General features: G+C 74.8%; 17 protein-coding genes. 6 read left to right on the top strand and 11 right to left on the bottom strand.

Features of this window, described 5'->3' with window-relative positions:
* Positions 1–36 precede the first annotated feature (36 nt).
* A complete protein-coding gene (locus GA0070614_RS13135; protein ID WP_088976228.1) occupies positions 37–2,865 on the bottom strand; it encodes an ATP-binding protein in 2,829 nt (942 codons plus the stop codon).
* A gap of 143 nt (positions 2,866–3,008) precedes the next feature.
* Positions 3,009–3,233 (bottom strand): FmdB family zinc ribbon protein, encoded by a 225-nt coding sequence (locus GA0070614_RS13140; protein ID WP_088976229.1) that lies wholly within the window; start codon positions 3,231–3,233, stop codon positions 3,009–3,011.
* Between the two features lie 38 nt (positions 3,234–3,271).
* On the opposite strand from GA0070614_RS13140, the gene GA0070614_RS13145 reads away from it, so the two are divergent.
* From GA0070614_RS13145 to GA0070614_RS13155, 3 genes are all read left to right on the top strand, one after another.
* The gene (locus GA0070614_RS13145) at positions 3,272–4,753 is read left to right on the top strand and encodes a lytic transglycosylase domain-containing protein (RefSeq protein ID WP_088976230.1); all 1,482 of its coding nucleotides are present in this window, start codon (positions 3,272–3,274) and stop codon (positions 4,751–4,753) included.
* 72 nt (positions 4,754–4,825) lie between these two features.
* Positions 4,826–5,842, top strand: coding sequence for a GNAT family N-acetyltransferase (locus GA0070614_RS13150; RefSeq protein WP_088976231.1), 1,017 nt, complete (start codon positions 4,826–4,828; stop codon positions 5,840–5,842).
* Positions 5,843–5,937: 95 nt separating this feature from the next.
* Positions 5,938–9,210: a lamin tail domain-containing protein gene (locus GA0070614_RS13155; protein WP_088976232.1), complete on the top strand. Its 3,273-nt coding sequence runs from the start codon at positions 5,938–5,940 to the stop codon at positions 9,208–9,210.
* 636 nt (positions 9,211–9,846) lie between these two features.
* Here GA0070614_RS13155 and hemB read toward each other — a convergent pair.
* From hemB to GA0070614_RS13195, 8 genes are all read right to left on the bottom strand, one after another.
* The gene (gene hemB / locus GA0070614_RS13160; RefSeq protein ID WP_088976233.1) at positions 9,847–10,830 is read right to left on the bottom strand and encodes a porphobilinogen synthase; all 984 of its coding nucleotides are present in this window, start codon (positions 10,828–10,830) and stop codon (positions 9,847–9,849) included.
* 14 nt (positions 10,831–10,844) lie between these two features.
* Positions 10,845–12,425, bottom strand: a complete 1,581-nt coding sequence (locus tag GA0070614_RS13165; protein ID WP_088976234.1) for a bifunctional uroporphyrinogen-III C-methyltransferase/uroporphyrinogen-III synthase — start codon at positions 12,423–12,425, stop codon at positions 10,845–10,847.
* Positions 12,422–13,390 carry a hydroxymethylbilane synthase gene (gene hemC, locus GA0070614_RS13170; protein ID WP_088976235.1) on the bottom strand — a complete coding sequence of 323 codons (969 nt, stop codon included), beginning with the start codon at positions 13,388–13,390 and terminating at the stop codon, positions 12,422–12,424. The genes GA0070614_RS13165 and hemC overlap by 4 nt, the downstream gene beginning before the upstream one ends.
* Positions 13,387–14,730, bottom strand: a complete 1,344-nt coding sequence (locus GA0070614_RS13175; protein WP_088976236.1) for a glutamyl-tRNA reductase — start codon at positions 14,728–14,730, stop codon at positions 13,387–13,389. Before GA0070614_RS13175 ends, hemC begins: the two co-directional genes overlap by 4 nt.
* Positions 14,727–15,497, bottom strand: a complete 771-nt coding sequence (locus GA0070614_RS13180; RefSeq protein WP_088976237.1) for a redox-sensing transcriptional repressor Rex — start codon at positions 15,495–15,497, stop codon at positions 14,727–14,729. Before GA0070614_RS13180 ends, GA0070614_RS13175 begins: the two co-directional genes overlap by 4 nt.
* Before the next feature lie 350 nt (positions 15,498–15,847).
* Positions 15,848–16,498: an HAD family hydrolase gene (locus GA0070614_RS13185; RefSeq protein WP_088976238.1), complete on the bottom strand. Its 651-nt coding sequence runs from the start codon at positions 16,496–16,498 to the stop codon at positions 15,848–15,850.
* Between the two features lie 20 nt (positions 16,499–16,518).
* On the bottom strand, positions 16,519–16,773 hold the full coding sequence (locus GA0070614_RS13190) for a glutaredoxin family protein (protein WP_088976239.1): 255 nt from the start codon (positions 16,771–16,773) through the stop codon (positions 16,519–16,521).
* Complete coding sequence (locus GA0070614_RS13195; protein WP_088976240.1) at positions 16,763–18,415, bottom strand: AMP-binding protein; 1,653 nt, start codon at positions 18,413–18,415, stop codon at positions 16,763–16,765. Before GA0070614_RS13195 ends, GA0070614_RS13190 begins: the two co-directional genes overlap by 11 nt.
* Before the next feature lie 363 nt (positions 18,416–18,778).
* On the opposite strand from GA0070614_RS13195, the gene GA0070614_RS13200 reads away from it, so the two are divergent.
* From GA0070614_RS13200 to GA0070614_RS13210, 3 genes are all read left to right on the top strand, one after another.
* Positions 18,779–19,732, top strand: coding sequence for an ECF subfamily RNA polymerase sigma factor, BldN family (locus GA0070614_RS13200; protein WP_088976241.1), 954 nt, complete (start codon positions 18,779–18,781; stop codon positions 19,730–19,732).
* A 278-nt stretch (positions 19,733–20,010) separates the two neighbouring features.
* Positions 20,011–20,880 carry a DUF5667 domain-containing protein gene (locus GA0070614_RS13205; protein ID WP_088976242.1) on the top strand — a complete coding sequence of 290 codons (870 nt, stop codon included), beginning with the start codon at positions 20,011–20,013 and terminating at the stop codon, positions 20,878–20,880.
* Positions 20,877–21,860 (top strand): HAD family hydrolase, encoded by a 984-nt coding sequence (locus tag GA0070614_RS13210; RefSeq protein ID WP_408630768.1) that lies wholly within the window; start codon positions 20,877–20,879, stop codon positions 21,858–21,860. Before GA0070614_RS13205 ends, GA0070614_RS13210 begins: the two co-directional genes overlap by 4 nt.
* Positions 21,861–21,900: 40 nt before the next feature.
* On the opposite strand, the gene GA0070614_RS13215 is transcribed toward GA0070614_RS13210, so the two are convergent.
* Positions 21,901–22,839, bottom strand: a complete 939-nt coding sequence (locus tag GA0070614_RS13215; protein ID WP_408630769.1) for a lysophospholipid acyltransferase family protein — start codon at positions 22,837–22,839, stop codon at positions 21,901–21,903.
* Between the last annotated feature and the right edge of the window lie 292 nt (positions 22,840–23,131).

Below are 23,131 nucleotides of genomic sequence, written 5' to 3' on the forward strand. Positions count from 1 at the left end.
GCCGCGCGTGCCCGCACCGGCGGACGATCCGCCCGGTCAGGCCCACTCGCAGCGGCCCAGCTCCCAGCGGGCCGGTTCGGTCGGACGCGGCGCCGCCGTCCCGGCGGAACGGAAACGGACCGAGTCCTCCCCCAGGTCGGGGTGCTCCACCGACAGGGCCAGCGCCGCCGCCTCCTCCAGACCCAGCAGGCCACCCTCGCCGTACGCCGTGTCGAAGGCCGCGTCACCGATCCTGCGGCGCAGCGAGGACTGCTGCTCCAGCCAGTACGGCCCGTAGATGCCGGGACTGGCCCGCAGCCGCGCCCGGGTGGCCTGCGCCGCGCCGAAGAGCCGGGCCGCGGTGACCGGGTCGTCGACCACGCAGCGCACCGCCACCGCGCTGACCGTGTCGCAGGCCCGCCCGTGGTAGCCGTGGCTCATCCGGGAGCGCAGCGCCACCAGCAGGTGCTCGTGCGCCGCGACCACGTCGCCCCGGGCCAGCGCGACCATGCCGAGCAGCATGTCCACCGAACGCCGGCCCCGCTCGACCGGGCGGGCCGCCTCCACCGGGCGGGCCGCGCCCAGCAGCTCGGCCGCCTCGTCCAGCGCGTCGCGCCGCCACAGCAGCTCGGCCAGGATGTAGACGGCGAAGAGCGCGTCCCCGGCCACCTCCTGCTCGTGCGCCCAGTCGATCACCTCGCGGCAGACCCGCTCCGCCTCGGCGAACTGCCCCATGTCGATCAACGGGGCGGCCCGTCCGGCCAGCACCCGGGCGAGCAGGCCGGCGTCCCCGGCCTGCCGGGCCGCCGCCTCCGCCCGCTGGGAGAAACGCAGCTCCTCGGCGAACTCGCCGTCCGCGCCGGCGTGCAACGAGTGCAGGTGGTACGCCGCCGCCAGCTCCGCCTCCGGAATCTGCTCGCCGGTCTCGGCGATCCGGCCGTACAGCCGGAACAGCCAGAGCCGGGCCTCCCGGGACAGCCCCCGCTCGCGCCACCACTGGTCCAGGCCGCCGGCCAGCCGCAGCCCCGCCCGCGCGCTGCCGCCGGTGGCGCACCAGCGCAGGGCCGCGCGCAACTCCCCGGCCAGCGGGTCGAGCGCGTACAGCGAGAGGGTGACCGGTCGCCCGTCCGGCCCGAGGTGGGCCTGCTCCAGCGCGTACGACGCCCAGGCCACGTGCCGGTCCCGCGCGCCCTGCTCCTCGCCCGCCTCGGCCAGCCGCCGGGCCGCGTACGCCCGGATCGGGTCGAGCATCCGGTACGTGCTGCCCGTCGCGGACGGCTCGGCCAGCACCATCGACTTGTCCACCAGCACCGACAGCGCGTCGAACGGGTCGTCGTCGAGCAACCACTCCACCGTGGGCAGACTGACCGGCCCGGCGAACACCGCCAGCCAGCGCAGCAGCCGGGAGGCGCGCGGCCCCAACGTCCGGTACGACCAGGTCACCGTCGCCTGCATGGTGAGGTGACGCTCCACGGCGGACCGCTGCACGGCCCGGTGCGCAGGTGACCGGGGCGTGCCGCCGGCCGCCGCGGCGACCAGGTCCACGGTGTCCTGCTGGTTGCCCGTCCAGCCGTGCTCCACCGGCGGTGCGGGATCGACCCGCCCGGCGTCCAGCGCGCCCAGCACGTCGTCGAGACGGGCGGCGAGCTGCCCGGCGGAGAGCACCCGCAGCCGGGCGGCGGCCAGCTCGATCGCCAGGGGCAGACCGTCCAGCCGCTGCACCACCCGGTGCAGGTCGCCGACCTCGGCCCAGTCCGGTGGCCGGCCGCCCCGGGCCGCCGCCGTCCGGTCGAGCAGCAGCGCCACCGCGTCGCTCTCCACCCGCCCCGGCTGCGGGTCGACCGAGAGCGGCGGGATCCGCCAGACCACCTCGCCGGGCAGCCCGAAGGACTCCCGGCTGGTGGCCAGCACCCGCACCCCGCCACCCCCGGCGAGCAGCCGGGAGATCACCTCGGCGCAGGCGGCGGGCTGGGCGTCGCAGGTGTCCAGCACCACCAGCATCCGGCGGGCGGCGGCGTACTCGACCAGGGTGTCCAGCATCGGGCGGCCCGGCTCCGGCCGCAGCCCGAGCACCGCGGCGATCGCGAACGCCACCAGCCCCGGGTCGGTGACCGTGGCGATGTCGACGAACCACACCCCGTCCGGGTACGCCTCGACCAGCCCGGAGGCCAGCTCCACGGCCAGCCGGGTCTTGCCCGCGCCACCCGCGCCGAGCACGGTGACCAGCCGGTGCCGGCGGACCAGCAGGTCCAGCTCGGCCCGCTCGGTGCGCCGGCCGATGAAGGAGGTGACCTGGGTGGGCAGGTTGTGCGCCGCCGCGTCGGCGGTGCGCGGCCGGGGGAACTGCCGTTCCAGCCCGGGCGCGACGAGCTGGAAGAGCCGTTCCCGGTCGTCGAAGCCCCGTAACCGGTGCAGGCCGAGGTCGAGCAGGGTCGCCCCGGACGGGAGCGGGTCGGCGCGGCGGGCGGTCGACGCCGAGCAGAGCACCTGCCCGCCGTGCGCGGCGGCGGCGACCCGCGCGGCGCGGTGCACCTCCGGGCTGGCGTACTCGCCGTCGCGGGGCTCGGCGTAGCCGGTGTGCAGCCCCATCCGGACCCGCGGCGTGGCGTCCTCGTTCGGCCAGTCGTGGGTGGACAGCGCCCGCTGCGCGGTCAGGCAGGCGGTCAGCGCCTTGGCGGCGTCGGGGAAGGCGAGGAAGAACGAGTCCCCCTCGGTCAGCAGCTCCGCGCCGTCGGTCGCGGCCAGCGTGTCCCGCAGCAGCCGGCGGTGCTCGCGCAGCACGGGGCGGTACTCCGGTCCGAGCAGCTGGGCCAGCCGGGTCGAGCCCTCGATGTCGGTGAAGACGAAGGTCACCCAACCGCTCGGGAGGTGGATCCGTGGCGACATGCGTGGAACCTCCGCCCTGACGTCGGGTACATGCTGCCCTATGGTCGGGCCGTCACGCATCGTGAGAACGGCCGGGCGGCGTCCGACTCAAGGTGCCATCCGACCAGGCCGTCGGCAAGGCGGGAGAGCAGGGCCGGCGGCGGTCAGCCGCAGCAGCCGCCACCGCAGCACCCACCGCCACCGGACGGCGCCGGGGCGGCGGAGGGCGAGCCGACGCCGCCCCGCCCGGTGACCGCGACGGTGGAGAGCAGCTTGACGGTGTCGGCGTGACCCTGGGGGCAGGACGCCGGCGCACCGGCGTCGGCCATCGGGCGGTTGACCTCGAAGGTGTCGCCGCAGGCGCGGCAACGGAACTCGTACCGGGGCATGCCTCCAGCGTACGGCCGGGCCTGACGCTCCGGTGGGCATGGGTGATACTCGACGGGTGAGCGGCGAGGAGAGTGCGACCGTGCGACCCCTGCGACCGGCGACGCCGCCCGACGGGCCGCTCGGCAGCTCCGGCGCCGCGCCCGACCCGGCCCCGCTGCCCCGGCCCCGCCGACCGGTCCCGGACGAGGCCACCCCGGCCACGTCGCCGGCCCCGGACGGACCGGCCGCTGTGGACCGGCCTGTCGGCACCGACGCGCCGACTACCGGCCGGACCGGGGCCGGCAGCGCCGCGCCGGCTGCTGCCGCCGAGGTCGACGGCGCCGTGGCGACCGGCGCGAAGGCCACCGACCCGAAGGCGGACGCCACCAAGGCCGACGCCGCCACGCCTGACGCGACCCGGCCTGGTGACGCGAAGGCCGACGGCACGAAGGCCGACGGCGCGAAGGCCGACGGCGCGAAGGCCGGGCCGCCCGAGGGCGAGCCTGCCAAGAGCGAGCCTGCCAAGAGCGAGGCGGCCAAGAGCGAGGCGGCGACGGCCGACGCGGCCAAGGGAGTGCCGGGGAGGCGGCGGCGCATTCCGTTCGCGCACGCGGTCCGGCTCCCCCCGCCCCGGCAGGCGGTCGCCGGCGCGGCCCGGGCCACCCGGGCCTGGTCCCGCCGGCCCAGCGGCCGGCTGACCCTGCCCGGGCTGTTCCTCTTCGCGCTGGTCGCCGCGACCGGCGCGGTCGGCGCGGTCGTGGTCCCGTCGGCCGTCCGGCAGGCCAGGCCGGTCGCCGTGGACGCGACCGAGCCGGGTCCCGTCGTCGTACCCGCGCCGGGCGCGCTGCCCGGGGCCACGGTGGCGCCGGTGCCGCCCGGGGTGACCCCGCCGGCCGGGCTGCCGCCCGTCACGCCGCTGCCCGGCGGCGCGACGCCGACCACGCCGGCCGCCGGACCGGTCACCGGCCGCCCGGCGGACGCCCTCGCCGCCTGGGCGCGGACCACCGGCGCGAAGGTCGGCGTCTCCCCGGTGGCGATGCAGGCGTACGGCTACGCCGAGCTGGTGCTGGCCGAGACGAACCGGAGCTGCCAGCTCAGCTGGACCACGCTCGCCGCGATCGGGTACGTCGAGTCCCGGCACGGGCAGGCCAACGGCGCCCGGCTCGGCTCGACGGGCCGGGCCGAGCCGGAGATCATCGGCGACCCGCTGGACGGCAACGGCGGCCGGATGCTGATCCGGGACACCGACCGGGGGCTCTTCGACCGGGACACCACCTACGACCGGGCGATCGGGCCGATGCAGTTCATCCCGACCACCTGGCAGGAAATCGGCGCGGACGCCGACAACGACGGCCGCAAGGACCCGCACGACCTGGACGACGCGGCGCTGGCCGCCGGGAAGTACCTGTGCAAGGGCGGCCGGAACATGACCGTCCCCGGTGACTGGTGGGGCGCGATCCTGTCCTACAACGACGTACGCCGCTACGCCACCGACGTGTACGACAAGGCCAATGAGTACGGACGGGCCAGCCGCACGTGATGTGATCGTCCGCGTACATTGCCGGACCGGACACTTCCCCCGGGCAGCCGTTGCCGGCAAGCTGTACGGGTGATGGTGCGCGAGTGGGATCCCCGGACCGCGTCGTCCGACGAGATCGCGGCCGTGCTGGACACGCTGAACGCGGTCCTGGCGGCGGACCTCCCGCAGGACCCGCCCTGGCGGGAGAGCTCCCTGCGGGAGTACCTCTCCGAGGTGATGCCGGGCGAGCGACGGATCTCCTGGGTCGCCGAGGGCGATCCGGGCCCCGACGGCGCGCCCGGGCGGATCCTCGGCCACGTCCACGTGCTGCTCCTCGGTGACATCGGCGTGCTGGAGGTGCTGGTGCACCCCGAGGTGCGCCGCACCGGCCTGGGTCGTCAGCTGGTGCTGACCGCCGCCCGCCGGGTCTACCAGGAGGGCTTCCAGTCGATCGGCGTCGAGGTGGTCGGCGACACTCCCGCCGTCGCCTTCTACGAGTCGCTCGGCTTCCTCCGCGAGTACGTGGAGACCCGCAGCGTGCTCGACCTGAACACGGTCGACTGGCCGGCGCTGACCGAGATGGCCGGCGGCGTGGGCGCCGGGTACCACCTGGAGTTCTGCCCGGGCGGGCCGCCGGACGAGCTGATAGAGGCGTACGCCCGGGCCAAGGCCGAGGTGCGCGACGTCGACGACGGCGAGCTACGCCCCAGCTCGTACGACCCGCAGCGGCTGCGGGACAGCCTGGACACCCTGCACCGGCGCGGCATGAAGCCGTACATCGTGCTGGCCCTGCACGAGCAGACCGGGCAGGTGGCCGGGCTGACCGAGGTGGTGGTGCCGGCGCAGCACCCCACTCGCGCCGACCAGTACGACACCATCGTGGTGCAGGATCACCGGGGCTACGGCATCGACCGGGCGATCAAGGCCCGGATGCTGCTGGAGCTGCGCTCGGCCGAGCCCGAGCTGGGCGAGGTGCAGACCTGGAACGCCCAGGCCAACGAGGCGATGCTCAAGGTCAACGCCGAGTTGGGCTACCGCCCCGACCGGGAGTGGTGTGAATACAGCGTGGACGTCGCCGAACTGGTGCACCGGCTCGACGCCTCCCGCTGACCACGAATTCACCACACCGCCGCCCGAGGGATGGACGGCGGCCAGCACCGACCCTTAACGTGCGTTAGTTCACGTCCACCCATCGTGGAGGCCCCATGCGCCCGCGCCGCAGATACGCCGCGCTCGCAACCGCCGCCGCCGTCACCCTTCCGGTCATCGGCGTCGCACCCACCGCGGCCAGCGCCGCGCCCACCGACCTCTTCATCTCGGAGTACGTCGAGGGCTCGTCCAACAACAAGGCGATCGAGCTCTTCAACGGCACCGGGTCCCCCGTCGACCTCACGGCCGGCGGCTACCAGCTCCAGCTGCACTTCAACGGCTCCACCACGCCCACCAACATCGCGCTGACCGGCACCGTCGCCGCCGGCGACGTGTTCGTCTTCGCCGCCTCCTCGGCCGCCCCGACGATCCTGGCCCAGGCCGACCAGACGTACGCCTCCTCGCTGTTCAACGGCGACGACGCGATCGTGCTGCGCAAGGGCGGCACGGTGCTCGACTCGATCGGCCAGGTCGGCGTCGACCCGGGCACCGAGTGGGGCGCCGGGCTGACCGGCACCGCCGACAACACCCTGCGCCGGCTGCCGTCGGTCTCCGCCGGGGACGCCGACCCGTCCGACGCCTTCGACCCGGCCGCGCAGTGGGCCGGTTTCGCCACCGACACCTTCGACGGTCTCGGCGCGCACACCGTGGGCGACGGCGGCCCGGTCGACCAGCCGGCCGCGCTGAACTGCGGCGGCACGCTGACCCTGGAGGCGGGCACGACCGCCACCCGCGAGGTCGCCGCCACCGACGCCGACGACACCGTCGTCGACCTCGCCGTCACCGCGGTCAGCCCGACGCCCGCCACCGGGGCGATCAGCCGTACCGCGTTCACGCCGGCCACCGCCGCCGGCGGCACCGCCACCGCCACGGTCACCGCCACCGGCCTGCCCGGTGGAACGTACGCGGTCACCCTGACCGCGACGGACGCCGACGGCGGCAGCGCGACCTGCACGCTCACCGTGCAGGCCACCACCGTGCTGTCGGTGGGCGAGGTGCAGGGCCCGACCGGGGACGGCGAGAACGGCCGCACCGACCGCTCCCCGCTCGCCCCGGCCAGCGGCAACGGCACCAGCTCGACGCTGTACGACGTGCGCGGCGTGATCACCCAGAAGTCGCTGACCCGCACCTCGGCCGGCGCCGCCCAGCACGGCTTCTACCTGCAGAGCCGCACCGGCACCGAGGACGGCGACCCGCTCAGCTCCGATGGCCTCTTCGTCTTCACCGGCTCGTTCACCACGCTGATCGGCGGCTACACGCCGACGGTCGGTGACGAGGTGGTGCTGCGCGGCCGGGTGTCGGAGTACTTCAACCAGACCCAGCTCTCCAGCGCCTCGCTGGTGCGCAAGCTGGACTCCGGCCTGGACGTGGACACCGCCGTGGCGGTGGACGACGCGACGCCGCCGGCCGACGCCACCGGTGCCGACCTGTTCTGGGAGCGGCACGAGGGCGCCCGGATGCGGGTCCGTTCGGGCAGTGGGGTGTCCGCCCCGCGCCACATCTTCGCCTCCACCCTCGACTCCGAGATCTACGTGGTGGACCGCGAGGACCCGATCATGAAGCGGACCGACCCGTACGCCCGTCGGGTGTTCCGGGACGCCCACCCGCTGGACGACGTGCCCGGCACGCTCTTCGACAACGGCAACAACCAGCGTGTCCTGCTCGGTGCGGGTGGGGTCAAGGCCACCGCCGGGGACTCGGCCGCGCTGCTGCCGCCGGCCCGCACCTTCGACACCCTCACCACCGACGCGTACGGCGCGGTCGCCTTCGGCTTCAGCAAGTACACCGTGCAGCCGGAGACGCTCGCCCTCACCGCGGGTGCCGACCCGTCGGCGAACAACCCGCCGCAGCCGGCCGACCGCAACCGTGAGGTCGCCGTCTCGACGTACAACGTGGAGAACCTGTACGACTTCCGGGACGACCCGTTCGACGGCTGCGACTTCGCCGGCAACCCGGGCTGCACCGGGGTACGGCCGCCGTTCGACTACGTGCCGGCCGACGAGGCGGCGTACCGGGCGCACCTGGCCGCGCTCGCCGACCAGATCCGCACCGACCTGCACTCCCCGGACCTGATCCTGGTGCAGGAGGCCGAGGACCAGGACATCTGCACGGTGTCCGGCACCGAGCTGGCCTGCGGTGACAGCAACGACGCCGACGGCGCCCCGGACACCCTCCAGGACCTGGCGCTGACCATCGCCGCCGGCGGTGGCCCGGCCTACGCCGCCGCGTACGACCGGAGCGGTGCGGACGCGCGCGGCATCGTCTCCGCGTTCCTGTACCGCACGGACCGGCTGTCGCTGGCCGAGGCGACCGCCACCGACCCGCTGCTCGGCGCCACGCCGACGGTGCGGTACCGGTCGGCGGGTCTGCCGTCCAACGCGGACGTGCAGAACCCGAAGGCGCTCAACGCCGTGCTGCCGGCCGACACCGACACGTCGACCGGCCAGGACGGCGACAACGTCTTCACCCGCGCTCCCCAGCTGGGCAAGTTCGTGGTGAAGGCGACCCCGGGCGGCGCGGAGTCCTACCTGCTGTACGCGCTGAGCAACCACTACTCGTCCGGTCCGGACAGCAGGGTCGGACAGCGCACCGAGCAGGCGCGGTACGGCGCGGCGATCGTCACCGCGATCGAGGAGTCGGACCCGCACGCCCGGGTGGTCTACGGCGGCGACATGAACGTCTTCCCCCGCCCGGACGACCCGATCGCCACGGCGGCGAACCCGACCCCGTCGGACCAGCTCGCCCCGCTCTACGAGGCCGGCCTGCACAACCTCTGGGACGACCTCGTGGCGGACGTCCCGGCGGCGGCGTACTCGTACAGCTTCAGCGGGCAGGCGCAGACGCTGGACAGCATCTTCGTCAACGACGCGCTCCACGCCGACCTGGTGCAGGTGCGGACGGCCCACGTCAACGCCGACTGGCCGAGCGACTTCACCGAGGACGGCTCGCGGGGCGCGAGCGACCACGACCCGTCGGTCGCCCGGTTCCGGGCGCAGCCGTCGCTGCGCGTGGCCGACGCGTCGGTGGTCGAGGGCGACAAGGGTGACCGGACGCTGACCTTCCAGGTCACCGTCTCCCGTCCGCTGTCGACGCCGACGACGCTCTGCGCCGCGGCGGTGGGCCTGACCGCGTCGGCCGGGTCGGACTTCGACCCGTACGTCGGCTGCCGGGTGCTGCCCGCCGGGCAGACCTCGCTGGCGTTCCCGGTGACCGTGCGGGGCGACCGGAAGGTGGAGGCGGACGAGAAGATCGCGTTCGCGGCCGCCGGCCCGCTGAGCCTGCGCCTCGCCGACCCGCTGGCGATCGGCACCATCACCGACGACGACTGACGTCCGAGGTACGACGACGGCCCGTCGTCCGGGAGTGCACCCTCCCGGACGGCGGGCCGTCAGCCGTCGGGGCGCGGCACGCGCGGCGGGGGCGGCACGTTCCGGTACTTCGCGACGCGGACCTCCCGCAGACCGACGCAGGGGCAGCCGCCGGCCGACGCAGGGGCACCGCTGGCCGGCGCAGGACATCCGCAGACGTCACTTTCCGTGATAACCGACCCGCAAGCCATGCCGACACTCGGCGTGATCAGCCGCGCCGACTGCTTGATCTCGGCGGCGCACCCGATCGACCCATGAATCGCCGCTGAGCAGGCAATACTGGAGTTGACCCTGCGCCGGGCCAGGGATGCCTCACAGACGCTCTGCTCTGCACCCCTCACCGCACCAGCCACCCGGTGTCACTGGCGCGTCGGTGGGTGCAGAGCAAAGCGTCCGAAGGACACCGTCGCACTCGGACGCACAAGTAACGGTGAGTAGCCAGGCATCCGGTGACTGCCGCGAAGACGCGCCGAGGCATCGCGGGCCCAGCGTCGTCGCCCCCGCACGCGAACGTGGGCGAACCGGTGGGCCGCACCTCGCCGTCGCGCGCGGTCGCCGGCTGCGGCGACTCCGCGGTGGCGGTGGCTCCCCCGTGGCTCAGTAACGCTCGCGGAGCAGCTGGGCGGCCTCGACGGCCCAGTAGGTGAGGATGATCTGCGCACCGGCCCGGCGGATCGAGGTCAGCGTCTCCAGCATCACCCGCTCCCGGTCGACCCAGCCGTTCGCGGCGGCCGCCTCGACCATCGCGTACTCGCCGGAGACCTGGTAGGCGGCGACGGGGACGTCGACCGCCGCGCGGACCGCCGACACCACGTCGAGGTAGGGCAGCGCCGGCTTCACCATCACCATGTCGGCGCCCTCGGCGACGTCCAGCGCCACCTCGCGCAGCGACTCGCGCAGGTTCGCCGGGTCCTGCTGGTAGGCGCGCCGATCCCCCTCCAGCGCGGACTCCACCGCGTCGCGGAACGGGCCGAAGAACGCCGAGGCGTACTTGACCGCGTACGCCAGCACCGCCACGTCCTGGTGGCCGGCGGCGTCGAGCGCCCGGCGTACGACGCCGACCTGGCCGTCCATCATCCCGGACGGCCCGACCACGTGGACCCCGGCGGCGGCCTGGGCCACCGCCATCTCGGCGTACGCCTGGAGCGTGGCGTCGTTGTCGACCGCGCCGTCGGGGGTGAGCACGCCGCAGTGCCCGTGCGAGGTGAACTCGTCCAGGCAGAGGTCGCTCATCACGACGGTGGCGTCGCCCACCTCGGCGACCACGTCACGGATGGCGACGTTGAGGATGCCGGCCGGGTCGGTGCCACCGGAGCCGCACTCGTCCCGCGACGCCGGCACCCCGAAGAGCATGATGCCGCCGACCCCGGCCTGGACCGCCTCGACGGCGGCCTTGCGCAGCGAGTCCCGGGAGTGCTGGAGCACCCCCGGGAGCGACGCGATCTGCCGCGGCTCGGCCAGCCCCTCCTTGACGAACATCGGCACGACCAGCTCGGCCGGGTCGACGCGGGTCTCGGAGACCAACCGCCGCACGGCCGCGTTACGACGCAGCCGGCGGGGCCGGATCTCGGGGTACGGCATGAGGAGCCTCCCTGTCAGCGGAACCTCAGGGCGGTCGGCCCCTGCACCTTCGAGCCACGGCGCTGCTTGGCCGGCATCGCCGCCAGCTTCTCCCGCAGTTCGACGGCGTAGGCGGCGAGCGCCTCCACCAGGTCGGGCACCGAGGCGTGCGGCGGCTGCACGTCGACCCGCAGGCCGAACTCCGTCGCGGTCTCCGCCGTCTTGGGCCCGATGACTGCAACAACGGTACGGGCGTGCGGCTTCCCCGCGATACCGACGAGGTTGCGCACGGTGGAGGAAGACGTGAAGAGCACCGCGTCGAACCCGCCCGACTTGATCGCGTCGCGGATCTCGGCGGGCGGCGGCGCCGCCCGGACGGTCCGGTACGCGGTCACGTCGTCGACCTCCCAGCCGCGCTCGGTGAGCCCGGCGGCAAGGGTCTCGGTGGCGATGTCGGCGCGCGGCAGCAGCACCCGGCCGACCGGGTCGAGGATCTCGTCGTGCGGCGAGAACTCGGCCAGCAGGCCCTCGGAGGACTGCTCCCCGGAGGGCACCAGCTCGGGCTGGATGCCGAAGGCGCGCACCGCGTCGGCGGTCGCCTCGCCGATGCAGGCGATCTTGACACCGCCGAAGTGGCGGGCGTCCAGGCCGTGCTCGGCGAACTTCTCCCAGACCGCGCGGACGGCGTTGACCGAGGTGAAGATCACCCAGGCGTACCGGCCGTCGACCAGGCCCTTGACCGCCCGCTCCATCTGGGCGGGGGTACGCGGCGGCTCGACCGCGATGGTCGGCACCTCGCACGGGATCGCCCCGTACGCGCGCAGCCGGGCGCTCATCACGCCGGCCTGCTCCTTGGTCCGGGGGACGAGCACCTTCCAGCCGTACAGCGGGCGGTTCTCCCACCAGCTCAGCTTGTCCCGGTCGGCGACGCCCGCGCCGACGGTGAGCACCACCCGGCCGGTGAAGCCGAGCGCCGCCGCCACGAACGAGTCCACGGTCGACGTGGTGGTGTACTGCGTCTCGCCGGTGCCGTCGCCGGTCACCGCGACGCCGGTGGTGCCGTCCACCCCGGCGGCGAGCAGGCCGTCCCGGATGGCGGCCAGGTCGCCGGCGTCCACGGCCAGCGCCAGCGAGCCCCGGCCGACGGCGGCGGCGAGCGCGTCGAAGTCCAGCGTGCTGACGTCCTCGACGTCGGCGGCGGTACGCACGCCCGGCAGCGGCACACCGGCGTACGTGGCGACGCCCTCGGCCTGCCCGACGCCCGGGACCACCTCGAAGTGCGCGGCGGTACGCGCCACCGCCTGCACCTCCTTGACCACCGAGTCGTGGCCGAACGGGTCACCGGCGACCAGGTGCACCGCGTTCAGCCCGGAGCGGGCCGCGGAGATGAGCACCTTCGCCACGTCACCCGGCACACCCTCGGCGGGGGTGAACTGGGCGTCCTCCTTGGCCTCGGCGCGGACGACGTCGAGCAGCGACTCGGGGACTCCCCGGTCGTACACCACCTGGTCGGCGTCGACCAGGGCGTCGTGCGCCCGGCGGGTCAGCAGGCCCGGGTCGCCGGGGCCGGCCCCGACGAATGCGATCCGGCCTACGGGCTTACGGGTGCGGGTCATTCTGTGCTCCCAAATTGCTGGGTCCCCGGGCCGGTGCTTCCGTCGTGGCCGAGGATCGAGTCGGCGCCGAGGTCGAGGAGTTCGGCGGCGAGTGCCTTGCCGATCTCCGCCGCGTCGGCGGGCGTTCCGGTGCGGGACAGCCGCAGGTCTCTGGTGCCGTCCGGGCTGATCACCGCCCCGCGCAGGTAGATCTCCTCACCGACGTCGCCTTCGGCGAGTTCGGCGTAGGCGGCGACCGGAGCGGAGCATCCGGCCTCCAGGGTGGCCAACAGCGCCCGTTCCGCGACGACCGCGGCCCGGGACGGTGCGTGGTCGAGCACCGCGAGCAGCTCGACCAGGTCCGTGTCGTCGGCCCGGCACTCCACCGCCAGCGCGCCCTGGGCGGGCGCGGGCAGCATCAGCATCGGGTCGAGCGTCTCGGTGATCGCGTCGGCCCGCCCGATCCGGGCCAGGCCGGCCCGGGCCAGGACGACCGCGTCGAGATCGGCGTCCGGGCCGAGCACCCGCCGCAGGCGGGTGTCGATGTTGCCCCGGATCGGGGTGACCTCCAACTGCAGGCCGAGGGCGTGCAGCTGGGCGATCCGGCGCAGCGCGCCGGTGCCCACCACCGTGCCCGGCGGCAGCTCGGCGAGGGTACGACCGCCCTTGGCGACCAGCGCGTCGCGCGGGTCCTGGCGGGGCGGCACCGCCGCGACGTGCAGCCCGGCCGCCGCGGCGGTGGGCAGGTCCTTGTAGGAGTGCACGGCGAAGTCGATGGTGCCGGCGGTCAACGCGTCACGCAGGGCGGAGACGAAGACGCCGACGCCGAGCCGGTGCACGGGGGCGGAGGAGCGGTCACCGGCGGTGACCACCTCGACCAGCTCGACCGGGCGGCCGGTGGCGGCGGTCAGGGCCTCGGCGACCTGGCCGGACTGGGCCATCGCCAGGGCGCTGCCCCGGGTACCGAGACGCAGGGGACTGCTCATCGCTCACCTCCGGTGTACGGGGTGGTGTCGGTGTCGACCACGTCGGGCACCGTGTCCACCGGGGAGGTCTGCGGCACCTCCAGGTCGAACAGCTCGCGCAGCAGCGCGGCGTACTGGTCGCCGCCGGGCTCCGCGGCGAGCTGGCGTACCCGCACCGTGGGCTGGTGCAGCAGCCGCTGCACCACCCGGTGCACCGTCCGGGCGACCTCGGCGCGCTGGTCGTCGCTGAGGTCCGGTCGGCGCTGGGCGAGCCGGCGCAGCTCGGCGCCGACCACGTCCTCGGCCCGGCCGCGCAGCGCCGCCACGGTGGGCGCCACGTCCGCGCCGCGCAGCCAGCTCAGGAACGACTCGACCTCGCCGGTGACGATCCGGGTCACCTCGGCGGCGTCGGCGGCGGCCGGGCCCTCGGCGAGCAGTCCGGCCATCCGGTCGATGTCGATCACCTCGACACCGGCCAGCCCGGCCACGCCCGGCTCGACGTCGCGGGGCACCGCGAGGTCGAGCAGGACCAGCGGGCCCCGGTCGGGGTCGCGCCGGGCCAGCGCCCGGGTCACCACGTCGAGGGTCAGGACCGGTTCGGTGGCCGCGGTGGCGGCCACTACGATGTCCACTGTGGAGAGCGCGTCGACGAGCGCGGCCATCGGGACGGCGTTCGCCCCGTACGACTCGGCCAGGCGTACCGCCCGGTCGGCCCCCCGGTTGGTGACGGTGAGCGGGCCGGCGCCCAGCCGGGAGAGCGTCGCCACGCTCAGCGCGCCCATCGCGCCCGCCCCGACCACCATGGCCGGCCGGCCGGAGAGGTCACCGTCGAGGTGATCGGCGGCCAGGTCCAGCGCGGCGGTCACCACGCTCTGCCCGGCGCGGTCGATGTTGGTCTCGGCGTGCGCCCGCTTGCCGACCCGCAGTGCCTGCTGCATCAGCTCGTGCAGCAGCCGCCCGGCGGTGTCCGCGCCGCTGGCCCAGTGGTACGCGTCGCGCAGCTGGCCGAGGATCTGCGCCTCGCCGACCACCATCGAGTCCAGCCCGGCGGCGACCCGGAAGACGTGGTCGACGGCGGCGCCGTCGTAGTGCACGTAGAGGTGGTTGGCGAGCGCGGCCGGCGGGGAACCGGCCTGCTCGGCCAGGACGGCGCAGATGTCGCCCAGGCCGCCGTGGAAACCGGACACGGCGGCGTAGACCTCCACCCGGTTGCAGGTGGAGACCAGCACGGCCTCGGCGACGTACGGCTGGGCGACCAGGCGGTCCAGGGTGCGGGTGAGATCGGCAGGGGCGACCGCCAGTTGCTCCAGGGTGGCGACCGGAGCGGTGCGGTAGGACGCGCCGACGACGAGCAGTTTCACGTGCCGATCGCCTCCTGGGTGTCGGGGGCCGTGAGGCCACCGGGCAGGGCGGTGAGCGCGGACCCGCCGGTGGCCGGGAGCGCGGTCAGGGACGCCTTGCGGTGCTCGTGGAACGACAGGATCTGGAGCTCGATGGCGAGGTCGACCTTGCGCACGTCGACGCCCTCCGGCACCGAGAGTACGCACGGCGCGAAGTTCAGGATGCTCGTGACACCGACGGCGACGAGCCGGTCGGCCACGGCCTGGGCGGCCGGGGCGGGGGTGGCGATGACGCCGATCGAGATCTGCTCCTCGGCGGCGACGTCGGCCAGGTCGTCGACGTGCCGTACGACCAGGCCGTTGATGATCTCGCCGACCCGGGACGGATCCGCGTCCAGGAGCGCGGCGATCCGGAAGCCGCGGCTGGCGAAGCCGTCGTAGCCGGCCAGGGCGTGACCGAGATTACCCACGCCGACCAGCGCGACCGCCCGCCGTTGGGTGAGCCCGAGCACGAACTCGATCTGGTCGACCAGCAGCCCGACGTCGTAGCCGACGCCCCGGGTGCCGTACGAGCCGAGGTGCGACAGGTCCTTGCGGAGCTTGGCCGAGTTCACCCCGGCGGCACTGGCCAGCCCTTCGCTGGACACCGTCTCGTGACCGGCTTCGGCGAGGTTGTGCAGGGCACGGAGGTACTCGGGGAGCCGCGCGACGGTCGCCTCCGGGAGGTCCGGGAGCGCCGGTACGGCACCGGCGCGGCCGGGCGCGCCAGGGTGACGGTGCTGACTCATGAGACTCCGTGCGGTGCGATCCTCGGCCGGTGACCGACCGTTTCGGGACTCCCGCTGGCGACCGAGGTTGCCGGCTGTGCTAGCAGGGCGCGTCGGAACTACAGGGTAGGCGCTTGTGAAGACGTGCACAAATCGCGATCTTGCTGTCTCGCGACGTGCCTTCACCAGGCCCTCCATTCTGCAAGATCGATCCGGCGGCCTTCGCCGACGCCGCTGCGCGATTATTGCTCAATCCCGACTTCTCTGACCAATCGCGCGCGCTCCCCGGCGACGTGGCGTACCCCTCACCAGCACGTACGGTGGCCGGACCGCCCCGGCGGTGGGCGGCGCCACAGGACGGGAGGCGGGTCTCAGCGCAGCGTGGTGGCGAGGGTCACGGCCTCGGTCAGGGTGTCGGCGACCGGGTGACCGGAGGCCCGCAGCGCGGCCGGGTCCGACAGGCCACCGGTGTAGAGGACGCAGTGCGCCCCCACGCTCATCGCGGCGTCGGCGTCGTCGATCGAGTCGCCGATCAGCACCACGTCGGGACCGTCCAGGCCCAGCTCGGCCAGGTGCTTGGCCAGCCACCCGGCCTTGAAGCCACCGCCGACCGCGGCGCGCAGCCCGTCCACCCGGGCGAAGTGCGGGGTCAGCCCGTACGTGTGCACGGTCGGCACCAACTCGTCGTGGAACCACATGGACAGCAGCGACTGGGTGCCCGGCCAGGCGGCGATCGCCGCGGTCGCGTCCTCGGCCAGCGCGCACGAGGTCAACCCGGCCCGGTACGCGTCGTGGAAGATCCGGTCCAGCGCGCCGAACGCCTCGGCGTCGACCGCCCGGCCCAGCATGTCCGCGTAGTAGTCGGCGATCGGCCGGCGGAACCGGACCCGGTGCTCGTCCACGGTCACCGAGGGACCGCCGACGCTGGCGAAGGCGACGTTGGTGGCCCGCACCACCAGGTCGAGGTCGTCGAGCAGGGTGCCGTTCCAGTCCCACACCAGGTGGCCGCGTGCCGGAGTCATCGGTGCACCATAAGCGGCGATCAGAGCTGCGGGGTGGTCAGGTCCCGCAGCAGCCGCTCCTCCTCCACCCGCCAGTAGCCGTGCTCCTTGCCGTCGAGCAGCACCACCGGCAGCCGGTCGCCGTACTCGCGCTCCAGCTCGATGTCGTCGGTGACGTCCTTCTCCACCCACCGGTCACCGGTGACGGCCACCACCCGGTCGAGCGCCGCCTTGGCGTCGTCGCAGAGGTGGCAGCCGGGCCGGGTGATCAGGGCGAGCCGGGCGTCACTGGACATCGGGCACCTCCGGGGAGCGGGCGGCCGGGACGGACCGCAGCTGGGTCTTGCGTACCTTGCCGATCACCGAGTACGGCAACTCGTCGACGAACTCGACGGCGGTCGGGCACTTGAACCGGGCCAGGTTACGCGCGCAGTGGGCGAGCAGTTCCTCGCCGGTGACCGGCTGCCCGGCCGCCGGCACCACGTACGCCCGCACAGTCTCGCCCGTACGGGGGTGCGGCACACCCAGGACGGCCGAGCCGGCCACCCCCGGGTGCGCGTCGAGCACCAGCTCGACCTCGTGCGGGTAGACGTTGAAGCCGTTGACCAGGATCAGCTCGCCCAGCCGGTCGACCAGGAAGAGGTCGCCGTCGGAGTCGGCGTAGGCCACGTCCCCGGTCGCCCACCAGCCGTCGGCGTCCGGCCCGCCCCGGCCGTCCGGCCAGTAGCCGGCGAAGAGGTTCGCCCCGCGCACCACGATCTGGCCGGGGTCGGTGCCGGACGAGGGGTCGGCGGGCCAGGGCTCGTCCGGGTCGTCGTCCGGCTCGGCGACGCCGTCGCGCCACAGGTCGGTGCCGTCCGCGCCGACGAGGCGCACCTCGACGCCGGGCAGCGGCCGGCCGATCGAGCCGGGCTTCGGCTCCCCGCCGACCAGGGTCGAGGTGAGCACCGGCGCGGTCTCGGTCAGGCCGTACCCGACGTGCACCGGATGCCCGGTGACCTCGGTGAAGCGCGCCGCGGTGGCCGGGTCGAGCGGCGCCGCGCCGCAGACCGCGACCCGCACCGGGGCCATCGCCGCGACCACCGCGTCGGCGTCCGCCGCCGACCAGGCGAGGAACATCGACGGTACGCCGACCAGCACGCTGACCCGGTGCCGGGCGATCTCGTCGAGCGCGCACCCGGGCCCCGGCTCGTCGACCAGCACCCCGGTCGCGCCATGGTGGACGACCGCGCCGAGCCCCGAGTTCAACCCGTACGCGTGGAACAGCGGCAGCGCGAGCAGCACGGTGTCGTCCGGGCCGACCACCGGCGGCTCGATCCGGTCGATCTGGTCGTGGTTGGCCGCCAGCGCCCGGTGCGACAGCATCGCGCCCTTGGGCCGCCCCTCGGTGCCGGAGGTGTAGAGCAGGACGGCGAGGTCACCCCCGGCGCGCGCCGGCGGCTCCCCCACCTCCTCCGGCAGGGTGGTGTGCACGGCGCGCAGCGCCGGCAGCTCCCCGGCGACGGTGGCCACCCGCTCGGCGACCTCCCCGGTCGCCAGGAGCAGCGCGGCGCCCGAGTCGGCGAGCACGTGGCGCAGCTCCCGGGTGGTGAAGCCGGGGTTGACCGGCACCGCGACCAGCCCGGCGCGCAGGGTGGCGAGGAAGGCCACCACGAAGTCCGGCGTGTTGGGCAGGGCGATCGCCACCCGGGCCGGCACGGCGTCGGCGGCGTCGGGATCGGACCCGGCCGGCACGGCACGGGCCAGCGCCCGGGCCACCGCGGTCACCCGGGCGTCCAGTGCGGACCAGGTCAGAGTGGTCTCGCGCCAGTGCAACGCGGGGCGGTCGCCGTGCTCGGCGGCCGCGCGGCGGAGCCGGTCGGCGAGGTGGGGCGCGGTGCTGTCGGCGGCGTCCTGCACGGTGGCTGAGTCTGGCACAGCACCACCCCGTCGGACCATGCCCGCGCGACGTCCACTCCAGATCAAGTCGTGACGTGAAAGTCAACCGCACACGACGGACAACCGGTCCGCCATCTGTGCGACGCAGGGGGAAATACTTTGGCCCTGTGTAACGGACTTGCCACGCGCGGGTGACGTTGGCCCTATCATCACTCGGGTCGGCTCACCCCATTTGCCGTGAGTCGACACCCCTCAGCCCGAGGAGGCCCCCGTGCCTGTGAGCGCATTGGACCAGCACCTCAAGGGGATCTGCCGCGCGTCGGCAACCCCCCACGCGGCCCTGCCCGACCCGGGCAGACCGGACGCCGCGGCGACCCGTCGCCGCCCCGGCCGGCCCGCCGCGCAGTGGACCGGGGAGGCACGGTGACCACGTTCGGCTACGCGGAACGACCCGCCGGGCTGACCGGCCCGGCCCCCCGAACATCGCCGAACGAACGGCTGGACGCCGGTCGCGGCGCGGACCCCGGCTCCCGCCGGCTGCACCAGCGCCCGCACCACAACGAGGCGGCCACCCGACCGGCCGTGCCCGGCGGCAACGCGGCGCCCGGCGGCCGGATCGTCGCGCCGAACCGGCCCGCCATGCCGCCGGCACAGAGCCGCCGGGTCGGCGAGCCGTCCGCCGTGACCGACCCGGCCGGCGCGGAGACCGCGGTGCTCCCGGCCGTGCCGGCCGGCGACACCGCCGTCATCCCCGCGGTGCCCGCCGCCACCAACCCGAGCACCGGGTTCCCGAGCCGGCCCGACCCGTCCGACCCGGCCACCGAGGTCTGGGCGCTGGTGGAGCGCGCGCAGGCCGGCGAGGCCGAGGCGTTCGGGCTGATCTACGACCGGTACGTCGACACCGTCTTCCGCTTCGTCTACTTCCGGGTCGGCAACCGCCAACTGGCCGAGGACCTGACCTCCGACACCTTCCTCCGGGCGCTCAAGCGGATCGGCAGCTTCACCTGGCAGGGGCGTGACCTCGGCGCCTGGCTGGTCACCATCGCCCGCAACCTGGTCGCCGACCACTTCAAGTCCGGCCGGTACCGGCTGGAGGTGACCACCGGCGACGTGCTCGACGCCGACCGCGAGGACCGCGGCCCGGAGGGCAGCCCGGAGGCGGCGGTGGTGGAGCACATCACCAACGTCGCCCTGCTCACCGCCGTCAAGCGGCTCAACCCGGAGCAGCAGGAGTGCATCGTGCTCCGGTTCCTCCAGGGCTTCTCGGTGGCCGAGACCGCCCGTGCGATGGGCAAGAACGAGGGCGCCATCAAGGCGTTGCAGTACCGGGCCGTCCGCGCCCTCGCCCGGCTGCTCCCGGACGGCTTCCAGCCCTGACCACGGCCCCGACGCCGGCCCCCTGACCCGGGGCCGGCCGACGTCCGGTGCCCGTGACGACGATCACTCTTGGTAATTTCGCCGCCGCCGCCCCCGTAACCGGCACCCGGCGCGGTCCGTTTCTCCGGGTGCGACCCGTGGTTGTCCCGGCGTCCCCCGGGCCACCCGGTCCGGCTCGTACGGTCGGCACCCGTGCCGTCCGTCGGCGTCACGCTGCCACCGGTCGCTGGTGACGACCACGGCCGACCCGGCCGGACCAGCGAGAGGGGGTGCCTGCGGTGGACAGCGACCTCTTCTCCCGTCGGCGGGCCGCACGCTTCGCCCAGCTTCTCGACGAGGCGAACGGCGGCCGGCGCCACCACGTCCGGTCCCGCGCCGACGACCAGCTCGCCGCCCTGGTGGCGGTCGGGCGGCGGCTCACCGAGGAACGGCCGGACGTCGAGGTCGACGCCGAATTCCGCACCGGGCTGCGCGCCATGCTGGTCGCCACGGCGGAACGGGAGGGCGTCGGCGCGTCGGCCACGACCACGCCGGAGACCACCCCGGCCGGCAGCCGGACCTCACTGCTCGGCGCGGTGACCGCCCGTCAGGTCCGCGCCCGGGGCGCCATCCTGGTCGGCATCGCCGCCGGCGCCGTCGCGGTGTCGGGCATCTCGGCGGCCAGCGAGGACGCGGTCCCCGGTGACGCGCTGTACGGCATGAAGCGCTCCACCGAACGCGCCCAGCTCGCCCTCGCCAGCTCGGACCTCAGCCGGGGCCAGCTCTTCCTCGACTTCGCCCGCACCCGGCTGGACGAGGCCGCCTCCCTGCGCGGTGACCTGACCGGCTTCCGCGCGGTGCTGGACGACATGGACGCCGACACCCGCCAGGGCGTACGCCTGCTCACCACCGCCTCGACCCAGCGGTCGGACACCGCCGGGCTGGACGCGGTGAACACCTTCGTCGCCGGGCAGCGCCAGGCGGTCAGCGGCCTGCTCGACGGGGCCGACCGCGCCGAGCGGGAGCGCACCCGCCGGTCGCTCGCCCTGCTGGACGCGGTCCGCAAGCGCTCCGACGCGCTGCGCGCCGCGATCGCCTGCGGGCTGTCCACGCCGGTCGGCACCGACGCCCTCGGCCCGGCCCCGGCCGCCTGCCCCGTCGACCGCTGAGGGCGTGGAGCAGTTCACGCCACAGTTACGCCTTCGGGCGGCCGCCCGTCACACACCCCCGACTAGGCTCAGGGGCAGGCGCGGTCGTCGTACGGAGGGAGGTCGCCGTGGTCCGGTCCCGCAAGGTCACGGTCAGCACCGACGTCCACGGGCACACCGCCGGCTGGGCGGAGGTCGAGCCGGCCGTCCCGGTGACGCCCGACCCGAGCGCCGCGGCCTTCTTCGACGTGGACAACACGATGATGCAGGGCGCGTCGATCTACTGGTTCGCCCGTGGGCTGGCCGCCCGCAAGTACTTCACCACCACCGACCTGGCCCGGTTCGCCTGGCAGCAGGCCCGGTTCCGGCTGCTCGCCACCGAGCACGCCGGCGACATGTCGCAGGCCAAGGAGGCGGCCCTCACCTTCATCGAGGGCTGGCGGGTGGACGAGGTCGAGCGGCTCGCCGAGGAGATCTTCGACGAGCTGATGGCCCCGCGCATCTGGGCCGGCACCCGTCGTCTCGCCGAGCGGCACCTCGACGCGGGTGAGCGGGTCTGGTTGGTCAGCGCCGCCCCGGTGGAGATCGGCCGGGTGATCGCCAGCCGGCTCGGCCTGACCGGCGCGATCGGCACGGTGGCCGAGGTGGTCGACGGCGCGTACACCGGGCGGCTGGTCGGCGACCTGATGCACGGCCCGGCCAAGGCGGAGGCGGTCACCCAGCTCGCCGCGGTGGAGGGGCTGGACCTGTCCCGCTGCGCGGCCTACAGCGACTCGGCGAACGACCTGCCGATGCTCTCCACGGTGGGCCGGGCGGTGGCGATCAACCCGGACGGGACGCTGCTGCGGCAGGCCCGGGAGCGGGGCTGGGAGGTGCGGGACTTCCGCACCGGCCGGCGGGCCGTCAAGATCGCCGTACCGTCGACGGCGGCGGCCGGTCTGCTCGCCGGCGCGGTCAGCGCGGGGATGGCCCTGCACCGCCGCCGACGCGCCGGCGTCTGACCGCCGGGCGTCCCGACCCGCGACCGCACCCGGCCCGGGGTCAGGGGCCGAACGGGTCGGGGCGGCGTTCCAGCAGCTTGTGCAGGGTGTGCTGGATGGTCTCGCGGACCTGGTCGGCGAGGTTGAACACGACCAGCGGGTCGTCCGCCGAGTCGGTCAGGTGCGCGGTGGGGATCGGCGGGCAGAACTCGATCAGCCACTTGCTCGGCAGCGGCACCATGCCCAGCGGGCCCAGCCACGGGAAGGTCGGCGTGACCGGGAAGTACGGCAGCTTGAGCAGCCGGGCGAGCGGCTTGATGTCGGCGAGCATCGGGTAGATCTCCTCGCCGCCGACGATGGCGACGGGCACGATCGGGGTGCCGGTCCGCAGCGCCGCCGACACGAACCCGCCCCGGCCGAAGCGTTGCAGCTTGTACCGGTCGGAGTAGAGCTTGCCGATGCCCTTGAAGCCCTCCGGGAAGACGCCGACCAGTTCCCCGCCGCCGAGCAGCCGCTCCGCGTCGGGGTTGCAGGCGACGGTGCCACCGGTCTTGCGGGCGATCTCGGAGACCACCGGCATCCGGAAGACCAGGTCCGCGCCGAGCAGCCGCAGGTAGCGGTGGCCGGGGTGCTGGTCGTGCAGGGCGGTGGCGAGGATCAGCGCGTCCAGCGCCACGGTGCCGGAGTGGTTGCCCACCACGAGGCCGGCGCCCTGCTCGGGCACGTGTTCCAGGCCGGTCACCTCGGTGCGGAACCAGTCCCGGTAGAGCCGGCGCAGCAGCGGGTGGAAGACCGCGCCGGTCAGCTCCGGGTCGAAGCCGAACTCGTCGACCTCGTACTCGCCGGAGAGGCGTCGGCGCAGGAAGGCCAGCCCGGCGGCGACCCGGCGGTCCCAGGGGTCCCCCGCCCGGTCCGGCACCGCCGGCCCCTCCGGCGCACGCCCCGACCCGCCGGCCGGTGACTCGTCGGCGGCCACCGGCTCCGGCACGTCGCCGCCCATGGCTACCGGGACGCCGGTGCCGGAGGTGGCCGGCACGTCGCCGCCCGTGGCTACCGGCACATCGCCGCCGGTGACGGCCGGCACGTCGCTGTCGGAGGTGGCCGGCACGTCCCCGCCGGTGGCGGCCGGCACGGCGTCCGGGTGCTCACCGGCCGGGTCCGGTCCGGCGGCGGTCGCGGGGGCGCGGACCGGCTCGTCGGTGGCCGAGGTGTCCGGCTCCTCCCGCGTCGCCGGTGCGGGGGCGGCGGCCTTCGTGGCCCGCCGGTGCCCGTTGCGCCGCGCCGGCTGCGCG

Source organism: Micromonospora coxensis, from assembly GCF_900090295.1.
Classification (GTDB): Bacteria; Actinomycetota; Actinomycetes; order Mycobacteriales; family Micromonosporaceae; genus Micromonospora; species Micromonospora coxensis.